The organism is Geobacter sp. AOG1, assembly GCF_019972315.1.
Classification (GTDB): Bacteria; Desulfobacterota; Desulfuromonadia; order Geobacterales; family Geobacteraceae; genus Geomobilimonas.
On sequence record NZ_BLIZ01000001.1, the window covers coordinates 564,782 to 586,655 of the forward strand.

The window sequence follows — 21,874 nt, forward strand, 5'->3', positions numbered from 1 at the left end:
TTAGGAGGAGTTTGCATGCTGCAGAACATTTTTCGTTTTCTTCCTGCCCTGCTGATCGTCATCGGCCTGGTCGGACCCGCAGCGGCAGAACAGGGAATGGCCATCGATCCGGCCACCTGTCTTGGCTGCCACAGCAACAAAATATCCGCCGCCGCATTCGCCGCGTCGGTGCACGGCAAAAACGCCTGTACCAGTTGCCATGTGGAGATTACCGATCTCACCAGACATATGAAGGGCGAGGTCAAGGTCGCCAAGGTCGCCTGCGAACGCTGTCACAAGAAAGAGACCGCCGAGCACTACAACAGCGTCCATGCCCAGAACGATATCCGCTGTGCCCAGTGCCATACCGATATCCATACCCATACCTACTGGAAAAAGGACAAGCGCAAGGTCGTCGCAAAATGTATCCAGTGCCATGACAAGGAATCTGTCTACCAGCAGTCCATTCACGGCAAGGCGGTAGCAGCAGGCAACCAGGATTCCGCCGCTTGCAACGACTGCCACAACCTCCACGAAATCAAATCGCTGAAAGACAGGAACTCCCATGAAACCCGGGAGTTCCACACCAAAGTCTGCATGAAGTGCCATGCCGACCATAAGATGATGCAGCGAAACAACGTCACCACGGTGGCGGTCGAGTCCTACATGGCAAGCTACCACGGCAAGAACTATCGCCTCGGCTTCCCGGAAAAGGTCGCCGGCTGCGCAGACTGCCATACCGCTCACAGCGTGCTCCCCGCCAAGGACCCCAACTCCAGCGTCAACTCGAAAAACCTGGTTAAAACCTGTGCCCAGTGCCATACGAGGGCGACCGGACTGTTTACCAAGTTCTATGCCCACGGTGAGCACAATGACCGTGAGAAATATCCGATCCTCTTCTACACCTTTATTGCCATGACCGGCCTGCTGGTCTCCACCTTTGCCGTTTTCTGGGTCCACACCCTTCTCTGGATGTTCCGCGGCTTCGTGGAAAATCGCGAAAAGGCCCGCGCTCTCATGGAAGGACATGTGCCCCACCATGTTCCCGAGGCCCATGCCCAGTATCGCCGCTTCAACCGCATCCACATCTTCCTGCACCTGCTGGTGATCACCAGTTTCCTCGGTCTCTCCCTGACCGGTCTGCCGCTGAAGTTCAGCGACCAGCAGTGGGCAAAGATCCTTATGAACATCTACGGCGGTTCGGCCAACGCAGGCCTTATCCACCGCATCTGCGCCGGCATCACCTTTGTCTACTTCGGCTCGGCCCTCTACATGAGCGTTCACTTCCTCTTCATCCGCAAGGATATCAAGGGGAACTTCCTCCAGCGGCTGTTCGGGCCAGATTCCCTCTGCCCCAACTTCCGTGACATCCGGGACGTCACCGGCATGGTCCGCTGGTTCCTCTTCCGAGGGCCGAAGCCGACCTTCGAGCGCTGGACCTACTGGGAGAAATTCGACTTCATCGCCGTCTTCTGGGGTATGTTCGCCATCGGTGGCTCCGGCCTCATGCTCTGGTTCCCCGAAATATTCGGCGCATTCCTGCCGGGATGGATGTTCAACGTGGCAACCATCATCCACTCCGACGAAGCGCTCCTTGCTACTGGCTTCATCTTCTCGGTCCACTTCTTCAATACCCATGGCCGCCCCGAGAAGTTCCCCATGGACTTCGTCATCTTCAATGGCCAGATATCCAAGGAAGAGATGATCGAAGAGCGCGGCGATCAGTGGAAGCGTTATGAAGAGGCCGGCATCACCGAGAAGTTCCGTGCCAAGCACACCAGCGGGATCATGTACGACTTCTTCGTCAAGGGGTTCGGCTTCCTGGCACTCTTCACCGGCCTCACCCTGCTGTTCCTCATGATCTACGCCTTCATCGCGGGTGGTTCCCACTAACATCCGTTCCTGTTTGAAGAACAAAAAGGGGGTGCCGTCATGGCACCCCCTTTTTTCTTGTTCTTAATTTCCCTTCCCCGCACACTGAAATACAAAAGGGGCAACTCATAATTGAGTTGCCCCTTCTATAAAATTGGTGGAGCTGAACGGGGTCGAACCGTCGACCTATGCGTTGCGAACGCATCGCTCTCCCAGCTGAGCTACAGCCCCTTGAACATCATATGCCACCCGCAGGACCATTCCCCGCAAGGATTCGTCTTTTATACCTCAAACCGTTCCGCAAGCAAAGCAAAATTTATCAGACATTCAGCGGCAGGAGCACCGAGAAGATGGCACCCTCTCCCGGCCGGTTCTCAATCTGGATTTTACCCCCATGATTTATGATAAGCCGGTTGGAAATGGGAAGTCCCAAGCCGGTTCCGGTCTCCTTGGTCGTATAAAAAGGGTTGAAGATGTTGTTGAGCACTTCAAGGGGAATTCCCCCGCCAGTATCGGCAACCTTCACCGCAACGGCACGTTTCCCCGCCAACCTGGCAGGAGAAACCGTGATAGTCAGTTCGCCCCCTTCTTTCATGGCTTCGTGGGCATTGAAGAAGAGATTCAAAAAGACCTGCTCAATCTGCTTGCAATCGGCCATCAGCGAAATCTGCTTGCGGGGGTAATGTTTGACGACACGTATATGATTCTCTTCGAACGCCAAAACCACTACCGCCAGAGCATCCTCGATGATGTCGGTAATACCGCAACAGCTGTAGCAGATAGTGGTTTTCTTGGTGAACGAAAGGATTTCCGTCAACATCTTTTCCAGTCGCAAGACTTCCCGGACGATGGTGTCAGCATGCTCCCACTCGGCGCTCTTTTCTGGCAGCTTCCTCTCCAGACGCCGGGCAAACCCGCCGATCGACACCAATGGCCCTTTCAACTCATGGGCAATACCCGCCGCCATTTCGCCAATGGTCGCCAGGCGCTCTCCCTGGATCAGCCTCTCCTGTGCTTCTCGCAGGCTGCGATTGGCATCCTCGATCCGGTTGTAGAGGATCGAATTTTCAATCGCCATTCCCGCCTGATTGGTGAAAAGCTGTAGAAAGCCCAGGTCTTCCTGGCTGATGGGACGATTGCTTATCCCGTTGTCGATCACCATCACACCGACAACTTCTTCCCTGGCAATAAGGGGGGCAGACGCAAAGGATGTTATACCGAAGCGCCGGACGAAATCGCGGTCCACGCGCTTCTCCATGTCCACATCCGGCACGAAGACAAGACGTTTATCGAGTACCGCCCGTGTTGATATATTTTTTGTCTTGTTCAATTCAAGGCGGATCGACCGAACCTGACGACTGAAGTCGGCATCCAGTTGACGGGCGATATCTTCTTCCGTTATATCCCAACGACTGGTCAACAGATCGCCCAGATCCGTCGCCGATTTGTGGAGGCCGGTCGAAGTCTCGCGGGTAACACCGAGCATCCCTTGCATGACTCCGGAGCGCTTGTTGATGAGAAACAGCATGGCCCGATCGAAAAATGGGTTATCGCCGACAGTGAGGGCCGTAAGGATAAGATGAATCAGTTTGTTGAGCCGGATCGTGGACAGCATGGTGTTGCTGATCCGGTAGAGTGATGAAAGCTCCTTCAGCTTCTTGTCGTTTTCAACGCTCAGGGTGAGCATCTGCTGGTAATTGGCCGCGCCGGTAAGCGCATTGGAAATGAGCATGGCCATGCTCTCGAACAGTTCACGATCCTCCTCGTCCAGATTCTGGCGGGGGCCGCTCGGCTCCTGTTTGCCGAAAAATGTTAGGCTCCCCATGATTCTGGATTCAAAGGCCAGTGGCACACAGATATATGAGAGGGGGATGTCCTCCTCGCTGACCAGATCCCGTGTCAGAATGGGTACCCCGCTGGCCTGAGCCCTTGCCGAGCAGTCCAGTTCGATATCGAGGAGGGTCCGCAGTACGGGGCGGAAGCGGGAACGGTACTTTCGGTAGACTCCCCCGGGTATCCCCCCTTTCCCGTTCAGGCGGAGCAGAGTGCAGCAGGCACCTGCATAGGCATGGCTTGCACTGAGGATCAGAGGAATAAGGGAACGGGGGGGGGCTGACTTATTGAGCATCTGCCCCAATTCGCTCAGGATGGACAGATTCCTGACACGTCGGGCAGAGCCGGCTGCCATCCTGAACCCCTGCATGACACCGGCCACCACCACCGGAACATCCTCCATCATTGTCATGATTTCAGAGGGGGAGATGGCGCAGTCACGCATTCCGAGAGTCATCACACCGTACAGCCGGCCCGAGGAGAGTATCGGCAGAGCTATATGATGATCGTTGTTCTGCAAGGTTCCGGCGGGATGGAATGAAGTGTCGAGGTCGTGCACGACGGATTTCAGGGAAGCACAACGCCCGACAACCCCTTCGCCAAGAGGAACGGATTCAGTGGTAGGCCGGCCGGCACCGCCGCTTGCGGCCAACAGGAACAGGGCATGCTGATCGTCGTCAAGACTGTAAATGGCACACGAGGAAATGGGGAGAGTTTGTTCTACCGTTTGGGCAAGGGATTTCAGTCTTGCCGGATAGGAAAGACTGGCGGAGTTGGCTATCCGTACCGCACGGCTCAGCAGGTTATATCGGTCCAGATTGACCATGAGTGCTCCGGGAGCGCCCCGCTGTGAGGGTAAGGCGAACAGGGAGGAGACGTTTCAGGGCACTTTTTCGCGCTTTTCTTCTTCGATCTTGCAATCGATGCAGAGCGTCGTCACCGGTCGGGCCTTGAGCCTTCCCTCGCTGATATCCTCGCCACACATATCGCAGGTGCCAAAAGTACCTTCATCGATACGCTCCAGGGCCTCCCTGATCTTGTTGATCAGTTTGCGTTCCCGGTCCCTGATACGCAGCTCGAAATTGCGGTCCGATTCCTGGGTGGCCCGGTCATTCGGATCGGGGAAGTTGGTGTTATCCGCCGTCATTTCCGATACTGTCTTACCGGCTTCACCAAGAAGGGTGCGCATCTCTTCCAACAATATGCCCCGGAAATATTCCAGTTTTTCTGCGTCCATAGATCTCTCCGTCGGTATATAAATCCTTTTAATACTAAGAAAATTTCCTTGCTAAGTAAAGGAAAATTTTCCTGCCGGGAGGAGAGACATCAAATCAGAAGAGCTTTTCCAACGTCTCCTCGACCGATTTCACCCCAACCAGTTCCAAACCCTTTACCCCCTTCACCTGCTTTACGTTTCCCGCAGGCATGAGGCAGCGACTGAACCCGAGCTTGGCGGCTTCCCTGGCCCGCACCTCCGGTTGGATAATCCCCCGGACCTCCCCCGCAAGCCCCACCTCGCCAAGCAGGATAGTATGGGGGTCCACAGTCTTGTCCAGATGACTTGAGGCAACCGCCGCCACCATTCCCAGGTCGGCAGCCGGTTCGTTCAACCGTGCTCCGCCGGCAACGTTGAGAAAGATATCCTGTCCGGCCAAGCTCAGCCCCACCTTCTTCTCCAGCACCGCAACGAGAAGTGCCAGCCGGTTGTGGTCAACGCCGATGGTGGTTCGACGGGGGACACCGAAGGATGATGTGGTTACCAAGGCCTGCAGTTCGACGAGCAGGGGACGGCTTCCCTCCAGCGTCGCGACCACGACCGATCCGGAAACCGCCAGGGGGCGCTCGGCGAGAAACAGTTCGGACGGGTTCTTCACCTCGCACAGCCCCCCCTCCTTCATCTCGAACACTCCGATCTCGTTGGTTGACCCAAAGCGGTTCTTTACCGCCCGCAGAATCCGGAAGGGATGGCCAGCATCTCCCTCGAAATAGAGAACGGTGTCCACCATATGCTCCAGCACCCGGGGACCCGCAATGGAACCATCCTTGGTTACATGGCCGACGATGAAAACCGGAATACCGCTCCCCTTGGCCAGCATCATCAAGCGGCCGGCCACTTCGCGAACCTGGCTCACGCTCCCCGGCGCCGATTCCAGGGCAGACGTGAATACCGTCTGGATCGAATCGACCACCAGTACCGCCGGTTTCACACGGTGCACCTGGGTCAGGATTTTTTCCAGCATGGTTTCCGCAAGAATAAGCAGTTCAGGCGCCTGCACCTTCATGCGGGCACCGCGCATGCGTATCTGCTGGGGGGATTCCTCGCCGGAGACATAGAGGACACTGCCGAGTGACCTTGCAAGGTGGTCGGTTGCCTGGAGAAGAAGGGTTGACTTCCCGATTCCCGGATCCCCCCCCACAAGGACCAGTGAACCTTCCACCAGCCCGCCGCCAAGGACTCGGTCGAATTCAGCAATACCACAGGTATGGCGGCGCTCGGGTTCGCCACCCACCCGGCTGATGGAAACGGGGGTGGCCGAACCGCCCGCGGCCGTTTCAGTTCCGCCCCGGCCGACGATCTCTTCCGCCAGGCTGTTCCATGAACCGCAGTCCGGGCACTTGCCAAGCCATTTGGCCGACTGATAGCCGCATTTTTGGCAGGTATACAGGGTTTTCGTCTTCAATGGCGCCTCGTTACCGTGATTTACCGGATAGTATCCCCTTTGCCACCCCCTGTCAACAACCGGCAGACGACAATAAAATCCCGGAAATGAAGCATAAAGTTTGACAAAGTTTTCGCCACTACGATAAAATTCGTTCTATTACCCTGAAACACCTGCCGGCCGAAAAAGCCAAGGAATCAGCTATGCCCACGAACAAAGATGCATCTCTCAGACTGGTAAAGCCGAAGGACGATGCCACACACCTGCTGGGATCAGCGCTCACTGACCTTCACAAGGCCCTCAAGGCCCTTAGCTTCTATCCGACAGGGCACCCTCTCCGCGGGGAAAACCTGGGCAATGCCTATGGTTCGCTGGTGCGCCTGCTGGCGGGCCAGGAATTGACGCTGCATGTCTCCCGGAAAGGTTTCGTGAACAATGCCGGCGACGTCCTCCCCGACATCAGTCCCATGGCCCAATCACTGGCACGGGAATTCTTCATCCGGCGCATCCAGCATATCACGTTCATGGCCGACCTGACCGATACCGACCTGCAAGCCTTTCTCCTCCTGCTTTCCCTTGACCATCAGCAGGTCCATGCCGCCGGCGGTATGGAAAAGCTCATGTCACAGCGTGGCATCACAACCATTTGGCCCAACGAGATCGACCTCTCCTTGATCTGGCAGAAGCGGCAGGAACTGGAAGCAGCGCAGGAAGAGGCGGAAGAAGAAGGCGACGCCAGCTCTCTGGGAGAAGACCTCACTCCTCCCGAGGCCCAGGAAGAAGCCAGGGAATACTCCCTCAACGAATTGTTGTCTATGATGAAAACTGAATCGGATGACAACCGTTATCTTCAACTGGCCCGGGCTCTTGTCGGCAAGGCAGAAAACTATAAGGGGAATGGAGATTTCGCTCCTCTTCTGCCAGCAATGCAGGGGCTCCTGGAACAGATCGACGATCAGTCCCGAAACACCATCCAGCGCGAATATGCCAGTTTCTCCCTGGAGCAGGTTGCGGCAGGAACGGCTACCGACTTTCTTTTGCAACAACTGGAACAGCGTGATCCATCCGGTAGCGAGATGATTTACCGGGTCTTGCGACAATTGGGGACAAAGGTTGTGTACGTCCTCGTCCAGCGCCTCTGTATCGCCGACAGCCTCCTTGCCAGAAAGGCTCTGGCAACCGCCATCGTCAAGATCGGACCTGCAGCGATCCCACCGCTGGTGGCAGCACTGCAGGATGAGCGCTGGTATGTGGTGAGAAACATGGTAGCCATCTTGGGTGAAATATGCAGTCAAGAATGCGTCGGAGAACTGCAGCATGCCGTCAATCACGCCGATCCCCGGGTACGGAAGGAAACTATCCGTTCACTCCTGAACATCGGCGGTAAAGAGGCGGAATCTACCATCATCGGTATGCTGGATGACCGTGATACCACCATTGTCAAACAGGCAATCCTGTCCCTCGGCATCATGAAAAGCCAGCTTGCGATCCAGCCCCTCATCGGAATTGTCACCCAACGTGACCTGTTCATGAAGTCGTTGCCCCTGAAAAAGGAGGCCCTCCAGGCCCTCGGCCGAATCGGTGACCGACGGGCCACCCCCCACCTCACAGGACTTCTGCAGAGTTGGCACTGGTTCGCCTGGAGCAGATGGCAAGAGCTCAAAACTGCTGCAGCCGCAGCACTGGGCCAACTTGGCGACGAAGCCGCTATCCCCACTCTGAAAGCACGGATGTCCGCCGGCGGGGGCCTGGGCAGGGCCTGCGGCGAAGCCGTCGACAACATTGAACGGCTGGCAGGTTAGAGCAAATGGGAACCATTACCCTCCAGAACGCGCAGCGGCTAACCACGCTCATTTCCGGTGCAACCAAGGGGATGCATCTCTATCCGGCGGGGCATCCTGCAATTATGCAGCCATTGCAGGAGATTTACGCCGGCTGTCAGGGGATTCTTTCGACCAGCCCCGAAATTCACATGGGGATCATCGATGGCATCCTGTTCGTGGAGGAGCACCTTTTCGTCACCCCCTCACCGGCAATGACGGAACTGGCGGACCGCTTCCTGGAAAAGGAGATCAGCGGCCTCACCATCTGCAGAGGGGTTTCGCGGGAAGACCTGAGTATCTTCATATCACTTCTGGCCCAGAAAGGCACGTGTGGCGCCGAAATTGCGAGAAAGCTCGAAGAGCGACAGATTGCGAGCATCCGGCTGAAAGTCGCTGAAGAAGAGGCCAACGGGGCTCTCGAAACCTACGGGCAGGCCCTCGACGTAATCCGCGACGTCATAAAGGACATAGAAATGGGGAGGATCCCCAGCGGCGGCAAGGTAATCGGCGTGGTGAAGAAGCTCGTCACCCTTACCATGCAGGACCCGACCACACTTCTCGGCCTTTCCATGATCAAGGACTACGACAACTATACCTTCAACCACAGTGTCAACGTGGGGGTTCTCGCCATGTCCCTTACCGCCTCACTCGGGTTCGACCAGGCGGGCATCGAGGAAGCAGGTGTCGCCGGCTTTCTCCATGACGTCGGCAAGACACAGGTGGACAAGCAGATACTCAACAAACCGGGAAAGCTCTCCGCCGCCGAATTCGATGAAATGAAAAAACACCCTGAAACCGGGGCGAAAATCATCAGCGAAATGGAAGGGGTAAGCCCCCAGATCGCCCAGGCCGTTCTGGGTCATCATATACGGTACAACAGGCTCGGCTATCCGGAATGGGCTCGAAAGCTTCCCTTCGACACGTTGAGCGAGATCATTGCGGTGGCCGACTGCTATGACGCCATCACCACCCTCAGGGTCTACCAGAACCCTCTCAACCCGAAGGCCGCCCTGGACCAGATGCGAACCCTCGCCGGCAGCTATCTTGACAGCAACATGGTGCAACGGTTCGTGGAAATGATGGGGAAATATCCGGTGGGCACCCTGGTCCGGCTCGACAACAACGAAATTGCCCTTGTCGTGAGGCCGAATCCGGCCAATCATGAAGCCCCTATCATAAAGGTTGTGATCAATGCAGGGGGGGAAATGGTGGCCGAACCACCCATGCTGCGACTGGTCAACGACGCGGGCAACCGGTACGCCAGCATCGTGACGGTGGTTGACCCGCTCCTGAAGAACATCGACGTGGGACGGTATCTTTAGCTGACCGGGAGTTCTCCCAGAGCGAGGGCAGCCGCCTGCCGGGTGGCAGCATGGGGAGACTGGAGCAGTGAGATGATTTTTTCTTCGCAGCCAGCGGCGCCGATTTTGCCGAGAGCGCGCGCCGCCTCGGCATCCAGCAGACCGTCGCCGGCATCGAGAAAGGGAACCAGCAGCGGGATGAGCGAAGAATCCCGGAAGTTGCCGAGAGCGGCAATGGCTTGGGACTGAAGGGCGGGGCTCGGGTCCTTTAGTTTTTCCGACAATGGCCCTTTGGCCCCGGGATGGCCGAGTCGGCCGAGCACTTCTATGGCAGCCGCCCGGATATCCTCTTCGGGCCGGGCAATACAGTAGAGGAGTGCTGGCAGCGCCCCCTCCCCGCCGATCTGCCCCAGTGCATAGATGGCCTTTATCCTGGTGGCATGATCTCCTTTTTTCAGAAGATCGAGCACTTCCTCCAGGCTGCCGATTCCTTCCAACCGCTCCAGAGCATGTGCAGCCGCCAGACGAACCTCTTCCTCGGGGTCCTTCAACAGAGTTGTCAGGGCTGTTCGCCGTTTTGCCGTAGTCGCCGTTTCCATAGCAAGGGCATTATTACAAAAAAATAGCGCCAACGACAACATTTATATTTCCAAATGGCACACAGCCCCTCGTCACACCGTTTAACTCCGTACTTGGGCATTGCATACATAAGGGCTGCTGTGGAAAGAAAAGAGCGTGTATTCATGCAGTTCAACATCAAGGCAGCACTCCTGTCCGCCCTTGTTCTACCGGGACTGGGCCAGGTATATAAAGGCGACCGCCGGAAAGGGATTATTCTTGTCATCCTGGTGAATTTTTTCCTGCTCGCCGCACTCTGGCTTGTTCTGCAAGGTGTTGGTCAACTGGTACTTGCAACAGGCAGCCGAAGTGGAATAGATGCGGGCCGCGTGATGGAGCAACTGCGACAACATTCGCCAATGGCGCGACTGCTGTTGGCAAGCTTTTTCGGCCTCTGGCTCTACTCCGTCGTCGATGCAGCACTGGCACGGTGCAACGGCAACGGCGAGACGCGATGAATTCTACACTGCGGAATATTATTTTGACAAATCAGCTACAGGTGTGCGATAAAAGTCCATTCCGATGTCACTGAAACGACGTATCGCAGCGGGCCGCAAAGCCTTCTGAGAGAGGCTTCCACCAGCAAGCTGCACTGGTTTGACCAAAGCAAACAATATTCTGCAAAACAATATTTGTTAAAACTACCTGAAATCAGATCCACGAAAAGATTGCACATTGGAGCATTCGCGGGGAATCGAGGCATTACATGGTATATTCTCACATTCTATCGACCGGCGGGGCCGTCCCCGAAAGGGTTGTGCCAAACAGTCACTTCAATTACCTGGTGGAGGATGCCGACAACTGGATACTCTCCCGTACGGGAATTCGGGAACGCCGCTTTGCCGCCGAACATGAGGCAACGTCGGATCTCGCCACCGCCGCGGCACGACAGGCCCTGCAGCGTGCCTCTATCTCTGCGGAAGATCTCGACTGCATCATCGTTGGTACCTCAACCGCCGATATGATTCTCCCCGCTACCGCCTGCATGGTGCAGAAAAACATCGGTGCAAAGAACGCCTTCGCCTTCGACATGAACGCCGTCTGCAGCAGCTTCGTTTTCGCCGTAGAGACTGCAGACAATTTCGTACGTTCGGGTAAATATAAGAAAATCCTCGTCATCGGTGCCGATACCTACTCCAAGATTCTCGATTTCCAGGACAAGACCACCTGCCCCCTCTTTGGTGACGGAGCCGGCGCCATGATCCTGGGTGCCTCGCCGGAGAAGAAAGGGATTCTGCAGAGCCTCATCAAAAGCGACGGCAACGGCTGGGAATTGATCCAGGTCCCCTCCTCAGGCTCCCGCAAACCGATCACCGCCGAGACCATCTCCGCGGGGGAAAATACGTTCAAGATGGCTGGGAAAAGCGTGTTCGTGTTCGCAACCGACATAATCCCCCAGATTATCGCGGAACTCACCCGCCGGGCCGACATTACTCCCGACCAGCTCGACCACATCATCCCCCACCAGGCCAACCTCCGTATCATCGACTTTATCTCCAAAAAGATGGGAATCCCCAAGGAGCGCTTTCTCCTCAACCTGGACCGCTACGGAAACACCGCCGCCGCATCCGTTGGACTCGCCCTCGATGAAAACCTGCAGAACGGCACTATTAAACCGGGCCAGCGAGTTCTTATGATGGGGTTCGGGGGTGGGCTTTCCTGGGGTGGGATGCTGCTCCAGTTCTGACTTCCGACACCAGACGCATTTCCACAATAAAAAGCGCAACCGGCAACGCCCGGCTGCGCTTTTTCGTTTCACGCCAAGGATCTGATCCCGGCAACTCCGTCCTCTACGGCAAGGGGTTGCAGACCGCCGCCCACCAGAAGATCCCGAAGATTGTCACGGGGAACCCGCTTCTTCCATCCGCCATGGAACCGGTCGGCAGCCAGCAGTACGCCGCCCGGTTCGAGCAGTGTCACGAGGTTGGCCACCGCCGCCACAAGTTGGCGTTCCTCGTGGAGGAGCGGTCCCCCCAGCAGGCCATTGCAGACGATGATCCTGTAACCGGGTCCGGCTGCGGAAGCGGGGCCAGTCAGGTCTCCCTGCCGGAAAGAAACGCGCTTCGCAGGGACCGCAGCCAGAAGAGGTGCCACCCGGGAACGGAATGCCATCTGCCGGCCGAGGTCATGGGGAAAGTAGCCATGGGTGGCGGAAAAGAGCTCCAACGGCTCCAGTGTCACGCCATCGACCAGCCAGGCCCCCCAGCCGGTCACCGCCTCATGGATAATCCGCGCAAGTTCATACGTCCCTTCACCGGTGCCGCAGGCCGCATCCAGACACCGCACTACGCTGCCGGCCGAGAGCCGATTCCTGGACAGCCAGTTCCGAAGAAATGCCCCCTGCTCCGGATAACGGTCGAAGTCGCACCCGTAGCGGGGAGGAAGGAATATCCGCCAGAGGAAACGGCGGCGCGACCCGTCATCTGCCATGAGTTCCCGCAGGAGCCGGCCCGGGTCGGGGTGACGGACAAGCGGCTGAAGCTGGTCGAGAAGATCGAGCCAGGTGGCCGCATTGCGGATGGCGGACCCCGCCAGCTCCGGTGCGACCCGCAAAGACCGTACGATCATCCGTTCAAGGGAGCACAATATCTCCGCCAGGGGGAGATACTGCTCGGCGAGGCTCCGCATTTCGTGGGTCAAAATAAGCCCCGGCGCCCATAATCCGTAGGGAGAAAAGGTGGCATACAGACTGAACATTTCGCTCAAACGGGCACTGCGTCGTTCCAGGACATCGTCATGGAGCGGGCCGGTAACCAGCAACTGCTGCAATTCGGACTGGACCGCATCGTCATCGAACGACGGAGTGTACTGGAGCGGAGAGTGACTCATGGCGGGGATTGTAGCCACAATCGGCGCCCGAGGAAAGGGGAAAAAGTGCTCATCAGCTGACGGCTTGAGCCTTTTGGCCCAACATGTTAGAGTACGGACCATGTCATTTTTTGCCAGGCTCCATTTTTCGTTGCTCATTGTCCGCCATGCCCTGGTTCCCGGGCGACGTCTCCCCGACACGCATACACCCGTCCCACCGGGCAATCGGCCTCCGTCCACCCGGCCGGTGTCGGCAGAGGAACTGTCCTGGCTACTTGCCAACCTCCACGGCGCCCTGGATGACGCCGGCAACCTTTCCCTCCTTTTTCCCGGTGCGCTTCCCCTGGCAGCCCCCTTTCTCCTCTTCCGTCTGAAGCGGCAGGGTTTCTCCGCCTGCCGTGTCACCGCCAACAGGAACGGACTCATCCTGACTGCCACGCGTTAGGGAATGTACTAACGAAAAGGGGCGGCCGGGAAATTCCCGACCGCCCCTCAAATTTTCTGCCGATAGCCACGACGACTACTTGACGACGGGTTTGTCCCCGCCGGCAGGGGGCCTGAACACCTGCTGCCCCTTGAAATGGCCCATCACCTGTCGCTCCTGCTCGGTAAGAACAACCCCCTTCTGCTCCATCCGGCGCAGAATCCTGTCCATGTCCCGCTTTTCGGCGGCAGCCGCATCTATCCGCTGCCTGTTATGACAGACGAGACATTTCTCCTCGATCACCTTCAACTCCTGCTGGCGTAGCTTCACTCCCCGCACGTCCTCTTCGGCAGCTACCGTTCCGGCGAGTACCGCAAGCACCATCACTGCAGGACCCAGTATATGACTGACGTGACCCATTATTCCCTCACATAGATGTCTTGATCGGACTTGTCCACCATCTTCATTACATGCATGTACTCGTCTTCGATCATGTCGTAGTGATTCTGGGTCTCCTTGATCACCTGCTCAAACACCTTGCGGACCAGTGGGTCGACGAGATCCTTGACCAGGATTGTGTACTGGTCGATGCACGCCTTCTCTTCCTTGAGGGCAATCTCCAGCGCCTTCTGCTCGTGAACATTCTCGTCGATCGCCTTCTCCAGTGCCAAGTAAGTGGCCGACTTCTTGTCGGGGGGGGACTCCATGTAGCTCTTCAGGTCACCGAACTCGCTCCCCTTGTAATGATCGAAGAACGCCTTCAGATGGCCGACCTCTTCGTTGGCCAGAAGGTCGAAGACCTTCTTCGCCCGCTCATTCCTGGTGGCCGCCCCCGCCCGGCGGTAAAAGTCCATGCTGTCCTTCTCCCCCTGGATAGCGAGCTTCAGCGCTTCCTGCATCGTGTATTCTTTTCCCATGACCCGTTCCTCCCCGCTTAATTAATAACAATCCGATTTTGTAAAAAGTGTATCGGAAAATAAAACGGGGTCAACGGCGATTATATATTTTTGTCCTCCCTCAAAAGGTCGTTTACCGCCACTCCAGCCATGGTAAGCCCGAAGATGGAAGGGATAAAGGAGATGCTTCCGAGAATGACCCGCCGATGCTCACAGGAAAAGCGCTGGTCGTCCTTGTTGGGACAGATGCAATTCCCCTTGCAGCCGGCATCCTGCATTATTGGCTCCCGAAATTCCTCCAAAGAGTAGACCACCTTCACTCCCCGTTCGACCCCCTCTTTGCGCAGCAGCTTCCGCACCGACCGGGCCATCCGACACTTGCTTGTGTCAGCGATATCCCCCACCCGCACCAGAGTGGGATCCAACTTCATGGCTGCCCCCATACTGGAGATGATGGGTATCCCCCGTTGCCGGCAGCTCGTGATGAGATGGATCTTGCTGGTGAAGTGGTCGATGGCGTCGAGCACGTAATCGTAATGGTCTGCCAAGAGGAAATCGCTGCTCTCCGCGCTGTAGAACTCCCGGTGGGGGATTATGTCGGCAGCCGGATTGATGCGTTGTAACCGCTCCGCCATAACTTGCACCTTGGGGTGTCCGACGGTACCGTCCATGGCGTGCAGTTGGCGGTTTACGTTGGTGAGACAGATGTCGTCGAAATCGACCAGAACGAGCCGGCCGATCCCCGCCCGGCAGAGGGCCTCGGCGGCATAACTCCCCACCCCTCCCAGTCCGAACAGGGCAACTGTTGATTGTTTGAGTTTTTCCAGACCGGCCGGGCCGACCAGGAGTTCGGTACGGGAAAAACGGTGCAGATTGGACATGATTTGAGCCTTGCTTTAGGGACGCTGCTTGCCGCCCGTTTGGACGATGCGAACACCTCCCCTACCTTGTGATGTGTGCGTATCGTGGAAATACTACAGTTTAAACACCCTCTCTGCATTCGCCGTCGTCACCGCCGCCACTGCCTCAAGAGAGACCCCTTTGATTGCCGCCACTTTCTTGGCGGTCTCGACGAGAAAGGCCGGTTCGTTGGGTCGCCCCCGGTACGGTTCCGGCGTCATGTCCGGGGCATCGGTCTCCAAAACGAGATGATCTAGGGGTATCCGGCGCACCAGCTCCAGCGGACGAACGGCATTGTCGTAAGTGACCGTGCCGGCAATGGAGATGAAGAATCCGAGTTTGATACACTCTTCGGCAATTTCCACGCTGCCGGAGAAGGCGTGCATCACCCCGCCGACCCGCTCGGCACCCTCTTCCCTGAGAATAAGAAGCAGGTCCTGAAAGGCCCTGCGGCAATGGATCAGCACCGGCAGACCTTTGGTTACCGCCAACCGGAGTTGGGCACGAAGTGTCTTCTGTTGGACTTCCCGGGGCACATCCTCGCAGGTGTAATCAAGACCGATCTCGCCGATGGCGACGGCTTCTCTGCACAGCGTTTCCAGCCGGCATAACGCCTCGTCATTGCAGCGATCCGCCCACAGAGGGTGGACACCGGGGGCCGCGAGGATGCGGGGATCTCCGGCGGCAAGCGCCATGACATCGTCCCACCCCTTGGGCTCCACTCCAGGAACGATAAAACGTCCCACTCCCGCCACTGTGGCTGCAGCAAGGACATCCGGGAGCCGGTCGCGGAGGGAGGAGTCGTCGAGATGGCAGTGGGTGTCGATGAACATGACAGAAAATGTATCATTTCACGGTTAAAAAATGAAAGGGGTTTCTCCGTTGACGATGCTGGACAGTTTTCTATTGCGCTTTCGACCCCTCCGTGTCATTATTTCCCTCACGGCGAAGACATTCTCTTCGCCGTTCTTGTGTTTTGCGCAGCATATTCACCGTGGGGGGTGGGCGTCCCATGGAGCGAATGTGCCCGAGTGCCAGTCGATGTAGGCGAAATTGAGCAGAGTCGGCCGAACGGCCGGCGCGAAATGAGCCGTACAGCGGCGGGCGAGGGGACGTTGAGCGGAACGGGACGCTCACCTCTCACGGAAGCACGTAAACGAAAACAATGGAGCACAGCAGTGATTAAACACAACCAGCAGGAAATCGACCGGCGCCGCACCTTTGCCATCATCAGCCACCCGGACGCGGGAAAAACCACCATCACCGAAAAGCTCCTCCTGTTCGGCGGCGCCATCCAGCAGGCCGGTGAGGTCCGGGCGCGCAAAGCCGCTCGCCACGCCACCTCCGACTGGATGGAAATGGAAAAGCAGCGCGGCATCTCCGTTACCTCGTCGGTCATGAAGTTCACCTACCGGGATTACGAGATCAACCTCCTGGACACCCCCGGCCACAACGACTTCTCCGAGGACACCTACCGGACCCTCACCGCCGTCGACTCGGTCCTCATGGTCATCGACTCGGTTAAAGGGGTGGAGAGCCAGACAAAGAAGCTCCTGGAGGTCTGCCGTCTCCGCCACACCCCGATCATGACCTTCATCAACAAGCTCGACCGGGAAGGGCGCGAGCCCCTTGACCTTCTGGACGACATCGAGAGCACCCTCAACATCCAGTGCGCCCCCATGACCTGGCCGGTGGGAATGGGAAAGCGATTCCGCGGCACCTACCATCTCTACAGCAAGGAACTGACCTTCTTCGATCCGGCGGCTGACCGGGGAACCGGCCAGATCGAGACGGTGAAGGGGCTGGACGACCCGCGCCTCGACGAACTCCTCGGTTCCCAGGTGGAGGAGCTCCGGAACGACGTAGAACTCCTGGAAGGAGCGGCCCATCCCTTCGAGCAGGAGGCGTACCTGGCAGGTCTGCAGACACCGGTCTTCTTCGGCAGCGCCATCAACACTTTCGGCATCCAGCAGCTCCTCGACACCTTTGTGGAGCACGCCCCGGCGCCGCTTCCCCGGGAGACCGAGAACCGGGTCGTCTCTCCCTACGAGGAGCCGTTCTCCGGATTCACCTTCAAGATCCAGGCGAACATGGACCCGGCCCACCGGGACCGGATCGCCTTCTTCCGCATCTGCTCGGGGAAATTCACCCGCGGCATGAAGGTCCGCCACAGCCGCCTCGGCCGCGAGGTACAGATCGCCAACGCCACCATCTTCATGGCTCAGGATCGGACCAACGTGGACGAGGCCTACCCCGGCGACATCATCGGCATCCACAACCACGGCACCATCAAGATCGGCGATACCTTCACCCAGGGTGAGGAACTGAAGTACACCGGCATCCCCAACTTCGCCCCGGAGCACTTCCGCAAGGTTCGGCTCCTCGACCCGATGAAGTCCAAGGCGCTGGAGAAGGGGCTCGTCCAACTGGCCGAGGAGGGGACCACCCAGGTCTTCCGCCCTCTCATGGGGAGCGACTGGATCGTGGGAGCCGTGGGGCTCCTCCAGTTCGACGTGGTCATGCACCGCCTGGAACACGAGTACAACGTGAAGGCGGCCTACGAGCCGGTCGGTTACGCTACCGCCCGCTGGGTCACCGGTGAGAAGAAGAAGCTGGAGGAGTTCGAAAAGAAAGAAGCGATGCACCTCTACCGGGACGGAGAGGGGAACCTCGCCTATCTGGCAGGAAGCCAGTGGCGCCTGGACAACACCATGGACAACTGGAAAGAGCTGCAGTTCCACGCAACCCGGGAACACAGCTGACTAACGCTCCTTTCATAAGCCACAAAAAAAGCCCTCCATCCCGGAGGGCTTTTTTTGTGTTCCCGTCACACTCCCCGCAACAGCCACCACCAAGCCGGCAGGGTGAGGAAGGAGAGGGGTATGCCGATCCCGAGCATGAGGGTAACGAGGGGGGGATTGAGATCGTGGTCCACGGCGATGATCCCTGCGGTGATCATGGGGGCCATGGCCGCCTCGAAGAGAGTGACCTGCATCACCTTGCCGCTTCCTCCCAAAAGGCCAACGAACAGGAGGGTAAGGAGCGCCGGTCCGATGATGAGCTTGTAGAGGAGACCAATGGAGAGGGGTTTGATCTCTCCCCGCATATGACTCAGACGAAGCTGGAATCCGACGGAGGCGAGAGCCAGGGGAGTGAGGGTATCCCCCAGTTTCTGCAGGATGATGGGCAACCAATCGGGAAAGGATACGGGAATGAGGAGAAAAGCGAGCACCAGAGCCTGGAACGGAGGAAAGAGAAGGACCTTCCGTGCCATCTGGCGGGACGACACATCGCCGGAGGAGTAGACCGTCGCCACCACGATCCCCAAGGTAGAAAGGACAAGGAACGAGCCGAGCTGGTCGGCTATGAGCCCAATCCCCAGAAACTCCTTGCCGTAATAGGCCTCGATCATGGGAAGCCCGACAAAGGAAGTGTTCCCCAATCCCCCCACGAGAATGAGAGCACCGGTAGTGCCAGTGGAAAGTCCCGCCAACCGGCCGGCTCCCCAGAAAAAGAGGAATCCGGCACCGAACAGGCACCAGGCCATGATAGCGGTATAGAGGAGGGAGGTGTCCAGATGGAGCCGGTGGATATGGAGAAGCGCCAGGGCGGGGAGGGAGATATGAATAATGAAGCCGTTCAGGACCGCGGGGGTGGAGGCCGGGAAGCGGCCGGTCTTCTGGAGGAAGATGCCGGCAACAAAACAGACGACGAGCAGTATGACATTGGTCATTAAAGCGACGTCCCCTTGTTCTCCCGCTCGATCTTGTCCACCACGCAGTAAATCCCCCCCTTCATGCCCGGTTTGAAGCAGCCGTTGCAGGAGATGCAGCGAGCATGGGTCTCATTGCCCCCCAGCCAGCGCCGGGCAAGGTTCGGTTCGCGAATGAAGGGACGTGCCATGGAAATATAGTCCGCCTCTTCACGGCGGACGACCCCCTCGACGACTTCGAAAGAGCGAAGCCCCCCCACCACCATCACCGGACAAGAAACCGCCTGCTTGATGCGGTAGGCACAGGGAAGATTGTAGGCCTCCTGTTCGCGGGTCTCGATCCCCTGCCGGACTGGGGTTTTATCGCCGGAGGCGGGGGTGCCGCCGCTCACCTCGATGGCATCGACTCCTTCTTCGTCCAGGAGACGGGCCGCCACCAGTGCGTCGTCCAGCGTAAGCCCCCCCGGGAGGTTGTCGTCGCCATTGAGCTTCACGAGCACCGGGAACTCCTTCCCTACAGCCCGCCGGACGCGCTGGTAGACCTCCATGAGGAAGCGGCAACGGTTCTCCACGCTCCCGCCGTAGCCATCGGTTCGCCGGTTGGTGAGCGGGGAAAGGAACTGGTTGATGAGATAGCCGTGGGAGGCGTGAAGCTGGACCGCGTCGAAACCGTACTCTTTGGCGCGGCAAGCCCCTTCGCCAAAAAGAGACACCAGTTCCGCGATGTCGTCAGGAGAGAGCTCGGACGGCTCCTCCGGATACTGGTCCACCTTGAGTGCCGATGGCGCCACCGGCCGGGTTCCGATGGCTTTGGAGCTCGTCTGTCCCCCCGTGTGGACCAGCTGGAGACAAAGCTTCCCCCCTTCCCGGTGGACCGCGTCGGTCAGGGCGAGCATGTCGGTGGCAAACGCGTCGGAATGGATGCCGAGCTGGCCGGGAAGCTGTTTGCCGTCGGGGCGGATGAAGGCATAGCCGGTGATGATGAGGCCGATCCCCCCCCGTGCCAGCAAGCCGTAGTAGGCGCCAAGCTTCGCCGTCGGCCTGCCATCATCGTCGCACATCCCCTCCCAGGTTGCGGAGCGGACCAGCCGGTTCTGCAGCAGCATGCCGTTGATCCTTGTTTCGTCGAATACGCTTCTCATACGTTCATCTCCCGAACGCCCATCAGCAGCCTGAAGCTACCTTCAAATAAAAGAACCCGCTCCCAGCTTGTGCACCTTGATCAGGTTGGTCGATCCCCGCAGTTCGATCGGCACCCCCATGGTGATGACCACCACGTCCCCCTTCTTGAAGCCGGAAGACAGAAGGGTTTCTTCGACCGCCGCGATCTGCTGGTCCGTTCCCGACATGCTCCCGACGTGGAAGGTCTGGACCCCCCAGTGGAGCGCCAGGCGCCGCTCGATCTCCAGAAAGGGGGTGAAGGCGAAGATCGGAAGCTGGGGCCGGAACTTGGCGATAAGGGCGGCGGTGCTGCCGGACTGGGTAAAAACCACGAGAGCCCGCGCTCTGAGCGACGCAGCGGCATGGCAAGCCGCTTCCGCCACCGCCTCGGCGATGTTGTTCCGGTGCACCCCCGGACGGGTCGATGTGGGCACCAGACCGGTACTCTCCACGTCCCGTGCCACCTTGACCATGGTCCGGACCGCTTCCACCGGGAACTGACCCGATGCGGTCTCGCCGGAGAGCATGACCGCATCGGTGCCATCCAGAATGGCGTTGGCCACGTCCGAGGTCTCGGCCCGGGTCGGCCGGGGATGGTTGATCATCGATTCCAGCATCTGGGTGGCGGTGATGACCGGCTTGCCGGCCGCGTTACAGGCCTGGATGATCTTCTTCTGGATGAGGGGAACCCGTTCCGCCTCGATCTCCACCCCAAGATCCCCCCGGGCCACCATTACCCCGTCGGTCACCTTCAGGATGGCCTTGAAGTTACGAAGCGCCTCGGGTTTCTCGATTTTCGCCACCACCGGAATGGCCAGGCCACGGTCGGCAATGATCTGCTTCAGCTCCTCCACGTCGGAACTCTTCCGCACAAAGGAGAGGGCGAGGTAGTCAACGCCATGCGCCAGGCAGAATTCCAGGTCGATCCGGTCCTTGGGAGTGAGGGAAGGACTGGAAACGTTGACACCGGGGAGGTTAATCCCCTTCAGGTCCTTGAGTATCCCCCCCTCCACCACGATGCAGTGGACCGTGTTGCCGGTCACCGACTGCACCTTCAGCTCGATGAGCCCGTCGTCCATGAGGATGCGCGACCCCTGCTTCACGTCATGGGGAAGGGGCTTGTAGATGGTAGAGATGAGCCCGGGGCGTCCGATTACTTCATCGGTGGTTATGTCGAGCCGTTCCCCTTTGAGCAACTGGATAGCCCCGTTCTCCATCCGGCCGGTCCTGATCTTCGGTCCCTGGAGGTCGGCCAGAATCGCCACCGCCTTGCCGATGCGCTGGGAAATACTCCTTACCGAGGCGATGATCTCAGCCTTGTCCTTGTTGGCACCGTGGGAAAAATTGAGGCGGAAGACGTCGACGCCCGATACGATCAACTTCTCGATCATGGCCGGGGCGGCGCTGGAGGGACCGAGCGTCGCAATGATCTTGGTTCTGCGGGTATTTTTTTGCATGGAATGAAACCGTCCTGGGATGGGAATGATCTGCGGGGGGGCCGATGGCCCCCGCCGAGTTAATGGTGGAACTTTCCCTTTCGCTCCCGGTGGGCAGGAGTGGGGGACTTGTGGCATTCGAAGCAAGCCAACTCTTCAACCTTGCGCAGTTCGAGGGCGGAAGCGGGCCGCGGTGGCTGGGGCAAGGTCTGCTGGGCAGTCTGAAAATACTCCCCGCCCCGTTCGTCGGAAAGCATCGGCGCCTTGTAGGCTACCTGCCAGTTCGCACTGATGGGAACCGTATGGCATTGGTCACACCCCCCCGGCGGAGGGATGGTTTTCCATGCTGTGAACATGGCACAGCCGGAGACAAGGGCAGCGACCCCGAGCAGTAGAAGGGAACATGTTTTCATGACGGGTACTCCTTGGCGGAAAGTGGTGCAGAAAGGCT

General features: G+C 58.3%; 20 protein-coding genes and 1 tRNA gene. 7 read left to right on the plus strand and 14 right to left on the minus strand.

Annotation, left to right across the window (positions count from 1 at the left end; translation table 11 throughout):
* The first annotated feature begins 15 nt into the window (after positions 1-15).
* Positions 16-1,872, plus strand: coding sequence for a cytochrome c3 family protein (locus tag LDN04_RS02500; RefSeq protein WP_223906004.1), 1,857 nt, complete (start codon positions 16-18; stop codon positions 1,870-1,872).
* Positions 1,873-2,006: 134 nt separating this feature from the next.
* Here the strand turns inward: LDN04_RS02500 and LDN04_RS02505 are convergent.
* From LDN04_RS02505 to radA, 4 genes are all read right to left on the minus strand, one after another.
* Positions 2,007-2,082: transfer RNA gene (locus LDN04_RS02505), tRNA-Ala, on the minus strand.
* 88 nt (positions 2,083-2,170) lie between these two features.
* On the minus strand, positions 2,171-4,510 hold the full coding sequence (locus LDN04_RS02510; RefSeq protein WP_223906006.1) for a GAF domain-containing protein: 2,340 nt from the start codon (positions 4,508-4,510) through the stop codon (positions 2,171-2,173).
* 54 nt (positions 4,511-4,564) lie between these two features.
* A complete protein-coding gene (dksA, locus tag LDN04_RS02515) occupies positions 4,565-4,921 on the minus strand; it encodes an RNA polymerase-binding protein DksA (protein ID WP_223906008.1) in 357 nt (118 codons plus the stop codon).
* Between the two features lie 94 nt (positions 4,922-5,015).
* Positions 5,016-6,365: a DNA repair protein RadA gene (radA, locus tag LDN04_RS02520; protein WP_223906010.1), complete on the minus strand. Its 1,350-nt coding sequence runs from the start codon at positions 6,363-6,365 to the stop codon at positions 5,016-5,018.
* A gap of 182 nt (positions 6,366-6,547) precedes the next feature.
* Here radA and LDN04_RS02525 point away from each other — a divergent pair, with 182 nt between their 5' ends.
* The gene (locus tag LDN04_RS02525; protein WP_223906012.1) at positions 6,548-8,146 is read left to right on the plus strand and encodes a HEAT repeat domain-containing protein; all 1,599 of its coding nucleotides are present in this window, start codon (positions 6,548-6,550) and stop codon (positions 8,144-8,146) included.
* A gap of 5 nt (positions 8,147-8,151) precedes the next feature.
* Positions 8,152-9,489: an HD-GYP domain-containing protein gene (locus LDN04_RS02530; protein ID WP_223906014.1), complete on the plus strand. Its 1,338-nt coding sequence runs from the start codon at positions 8,152-8,154 to the stop codon at positions 9,487-9,489.
* On the opposite strand, the gene LDN04_RS02535 is transcribed toward LDN04_RS02530, so the two are convergent.
* Positions 9,486-10,067 (minus strand): HEAT repeat domain-containing protein, encoded by a 582-nt coding sequence (locus tag LDN04_RS02535; RefSeq protein ID WP_223906016.1) that lies wholly within the window; start codon positions 10,065-10,067, stop codon positions 9,486-9,488. The genes LDN04_RS02530 and LDN04_RS02535 overlap by 4 nt on opposite strands.
* Before the next feature lie 144 nt (positions 10,068-10,211).
* Here LDN04_RS02535 and LDN04_RS02540 point away from each other — a divergent pair, with 144 nt between their 5' ends.
* Both LDN04_RS02540 and LDN04_RS02545 read left to right on the plus strand, forming a co-directional pair.
* Positions 10,212-10,544 (plus strand): hypothetical protein, encoded by a 333-nt coding sequence (locus LDN04_RS02540; protein WP_223906018.1) that lies wholly within the window; start codon positions 10,212-10,214, stop codon positions 10,542-10,544.
* Positions 10,545-10,792: 248 nt separating this feature from the next.
* The gene (locus LDN04_RS02545) at positions 10,793-11,773 is read left to right on the plus strand and encodes a beta-ketoacyl-ACP synthase III (protein ID WP_223906020.1); all 981 of its coding nucleotides are present in this window, start codon (positions 10,793-10,795) and stop codon (positions 11,771-11,773) included.
* Between the two features lie 68 nt (positions 11,774-11,841).
* On the opposite strand, the gene LDN04_RS02550 is transcribed toward LDN04_RS02545, so the two are convergent.
* A complete protein-coding gene (locus LDN04_RS02550) occupies positions 11,842-12,915 on the minus strand; it encodes a chemotaxis protein CheR (protein ID WP_223906022.1) in 1,074 nt (357 codons plus the stop codon).
* Positions 12,916-13,015: 100 nt separating this feature from the next.
* Between LDN04_RS02550 and LDN04_RS02555 the strand changes: the two genes are divergently transcribed.
* Entirely contained in the window at positions 13,016-13,339 is a 324-nt protein-coding gene (locus LDN04_RS02555) for a hypothetical protein (RefSeq protein WP_223906024.1), read from the plus strand.
* A 75-nt stretch (positions 13,340-13,414) separates the two neighbouring features.
* Here the strand turns inward: LDN04_RS02555 and LDN04_RS02560 are convergent, their stop codons facing one another.
* The 4 genes from LDN04_RS02560 to LDN04_RS02575 form a co-directional block, all read right to left on the minus strand.
* A complete protein-coding gene (locus LDN04_RS02560; RefSeq protein ID WP_223906026.1) occupies positions 13,415-13,738 on the minus strand; it encodes a hypothetical protein in 324 nt (107 codons plus the stop codon).
* Positions 13,738-14,235, minus strand: coding sequence for a ferritin family protein (locus LDN04_RS02565; RefSeq protein WP_223906028.1), 498 nt, complete (start codon positions 14,233-14,235; stop codon positions 13,738-13,740). The genes LDN04_RS02560 and LDN04_RS02565 overlap by 1 nt, the downstream gene beginning before the upstream one ends.
* A gap of 80 nt (positions 14,236-14,315) precedes the next feature.
* Positions 14,316-15,095 (minus strand): ThiF family adenylyltransferase, encoded by a 780-nt coding sequence (locus LDN04_RS02570; RefSeq protein WP_223906030.1) that lies wholly within the window; start codon positions 15,093-15,095, stop codon positions 14,316-14,318.
* A gap of 93 nt (positions 15,096-15,188) precedes the next feature.
* Positions 15,189-15,947: a TatD family hydrolase gene (locus LDN04_RS02575; protein ID WP_223906032.1), complete on the minus strand. Its 759-nt coding sequence runs from the start codon at positions 15,945-15,947 to the stop codon at positions 15,189-15,191.
* Between the two features lie 345 nt (positions 15,948-16,292).
* Between LDN04_RS02575 and LDN04_RS02580 the strand changes: the two genes are divergently transcribed.
* Positions 16,293-17,876, plus strand: a complete 1,584-nt coding sequence (locus LDN04_RS02580; RefSeq protein WP_223906034.1) for a peptide chain release factor 3 — start codon at positions 16,293-16,295, stop codon at positions 17,874-17,876.
* Between the two features lie 65 nt (positions 17,877-17,941).
* Here the strand turns inward: LDN04_RS02580 and LDN04_RS02585 are convergent, their stop codons facing one another.
* The 4 genes from LDN04_RS02585 to LDN04_RS02600 are packed head-to-tail and all read right to left on the minus strand — an operon-like array spanning position 17,942 to position 21,836.
* Positions 17,942-18,847: an AEC family transporter gene (locus tag LDN04_RS02585; protein ID WP_223906036.1), complete on the minus strand. Its 906-nt coding sequence runs from the start codon at positions 18,845-18,847 to the stop codon at positions 17,942-17,944.
* Positions 18,847-19,968, minus strand: coding sequence for an NADH:flavin oxidoreductase (locus LDN04_RS02590; RefSeq protein WP_223906038.1), 1,122 nt, complete (start codon positions 19,966-19,968; stop codon positions 18,847-18,849). The genes LDN04_RS02585 and LDN04_RS02590 overlap by 1 nt, the downstream gene beginning before the upstream one ends.
* 42 nt (positions 19,969-20,010) lie before the next feature.
* A complete protein-coding gene (pyk, locus tag LDN04_RS02595) occupies positions 20,011-21,444 on the minus strand; it encodes a pyruvate kinase (RefSeq protein WP_223906040.1) in 1,434 nt (477 codons plus the stop codon).
* A 59-nt stretch (positions 21,445-21,503) separates the two neighbouring features.
* Entirely contained in the window at positions 21,504-21,836 is a 333-nt protein-coding gene (locus LDN04_RS02600; protein ID WP_223906042.1) for a cytochrome C, read from the minus strand.
* Between the last annotated feature and the right edge of the window lie 38 nt (positions 21,837-21,874).

Bases quoted from the DNA above. Each gene is read 5' to 3' on its own strand.
- LDN04_RS02500 (WP_223906004.1), top strand. From the start codon at position 16: ATGCTGCAGAACATTTTTCGTTTTCTTCCTGCCCTGCTGATCGTCATC.
- LDN04_RS02510 (WP_223906006.1), bottom strand. From the start codon at position 4,510: ATGGTCAATCTGGACCGATATAACCTGCTGAGCCGTGCGGTACGGATA.
- dksA (WP_223906008.1), bottom strand. From the start codon at position 4,921: ATGGACGCAGAAAAACTGGAATATTTCCGGGGCATATTGTTGGAAGAG.
- LDN04_RS02525 (WP_223906012.1), top strand. From the start codon at position 6,548: ATGCCCACGAACAAAGATGCATCTCTCAGACTGGTAAAGCCGAAGGAC.
- LDN04_RS02530 (WP_223906014.1), top strand. From the start codon at position 8,152: ATGGGAACCATTACCCTCCAGAACGCGCAGCGGCTAACCACGCTCATT.
- LDN04_RS02535 (WP_223906016.1), bottom strand. From the start codon at position 10,067: ATGGAAACGGCGACTACGGCAAAACGGCGAACAGCCCTGACAACTCTG.
- LDN04_RS02540 (WP_223906018.1), top strand. From the start codon at position 10,212: ATGCAGTTCAACATCAAGGCAGCACTCCTGTCCGCCCTTGTTCTACCG.
- LDN04_RS02545 (WP_223906020.1), top strand. From the start codon at position 10,793: ATGGTATATTCTCACATTCTATCGACCGGCGGGGCCGTCCCCGAAAGG.
- LDN04_RS02550 (WP_223906022.1), bottom strand. From the start codon at position 12,915: ATGAGTCACTCTCCGCTCCAGTACACTCCGTCGTTCGATGACGATGCG.
- LDN04_RS02555 (WP_223906024.1), top strand. From the start codon at position 13,016: ATGTCATTTTTTGCCAGGCTCCATTTTTCGTTGCTCATTGTCCGCCAT.
- LDN04_RS02560 (WP_223906026.1), bottom strand. From the start codon at position 13,738: ATGGGTCACGTCAGTCATATACTGGGTCCTGCAGTGATGGTGCTTGCG.
- LDN04_RS02565 (WP_223906028.1), bottom strand. From the start codon at position 14,235: ATGGGAAAAGAATACACGATGCAGGAAGCGCTGAAGCTCGCTATCCAG.
- LDN04_RS02570 (WP_223906030.1), bottom strand. From the start codon at position 15,095: ATGTCCAATCTGCACCGTTTTTCCCGTACCGAACTCCTGGTCGGCCCG.
- LDN04_RS02575 (WP_223906032.1), bottom strand. From the start codon at position 15,947: ATGTTCATCGACACCCACTGCCATCTCGACGACTCCTCCCTCCGCGAC.
- LDN04_RS02585 (WP_223906036.1), bottom strand. From the start codon at position 18,847: ATGACCAATGTCATACTGCTCGTCGTCTGTTTTGTTGCCGGCATCTTC.
- LDN04_RS02590 (WP_223906038.1), bottom strand. From the start codon at position 19,968: ATGAGAAGCGTATTCGACGAAACAAGGATCAACGGCATGCTGCTGCAG.
- pyk (WP_223906040.1), bottom strand. From the start codon at position 21,444: ATGCAAAAAAATACCCGCAGAACCAAGATCATTGCGACGCTCGGTCCC.
- LDN04_RS02600 (WP_223906042.1), bottom strand. From the start codon at position 21,836: ATGAAAACATGTTCCCTTCTACTGCTCGGGGTCGCTGCCCTTGTCTCC.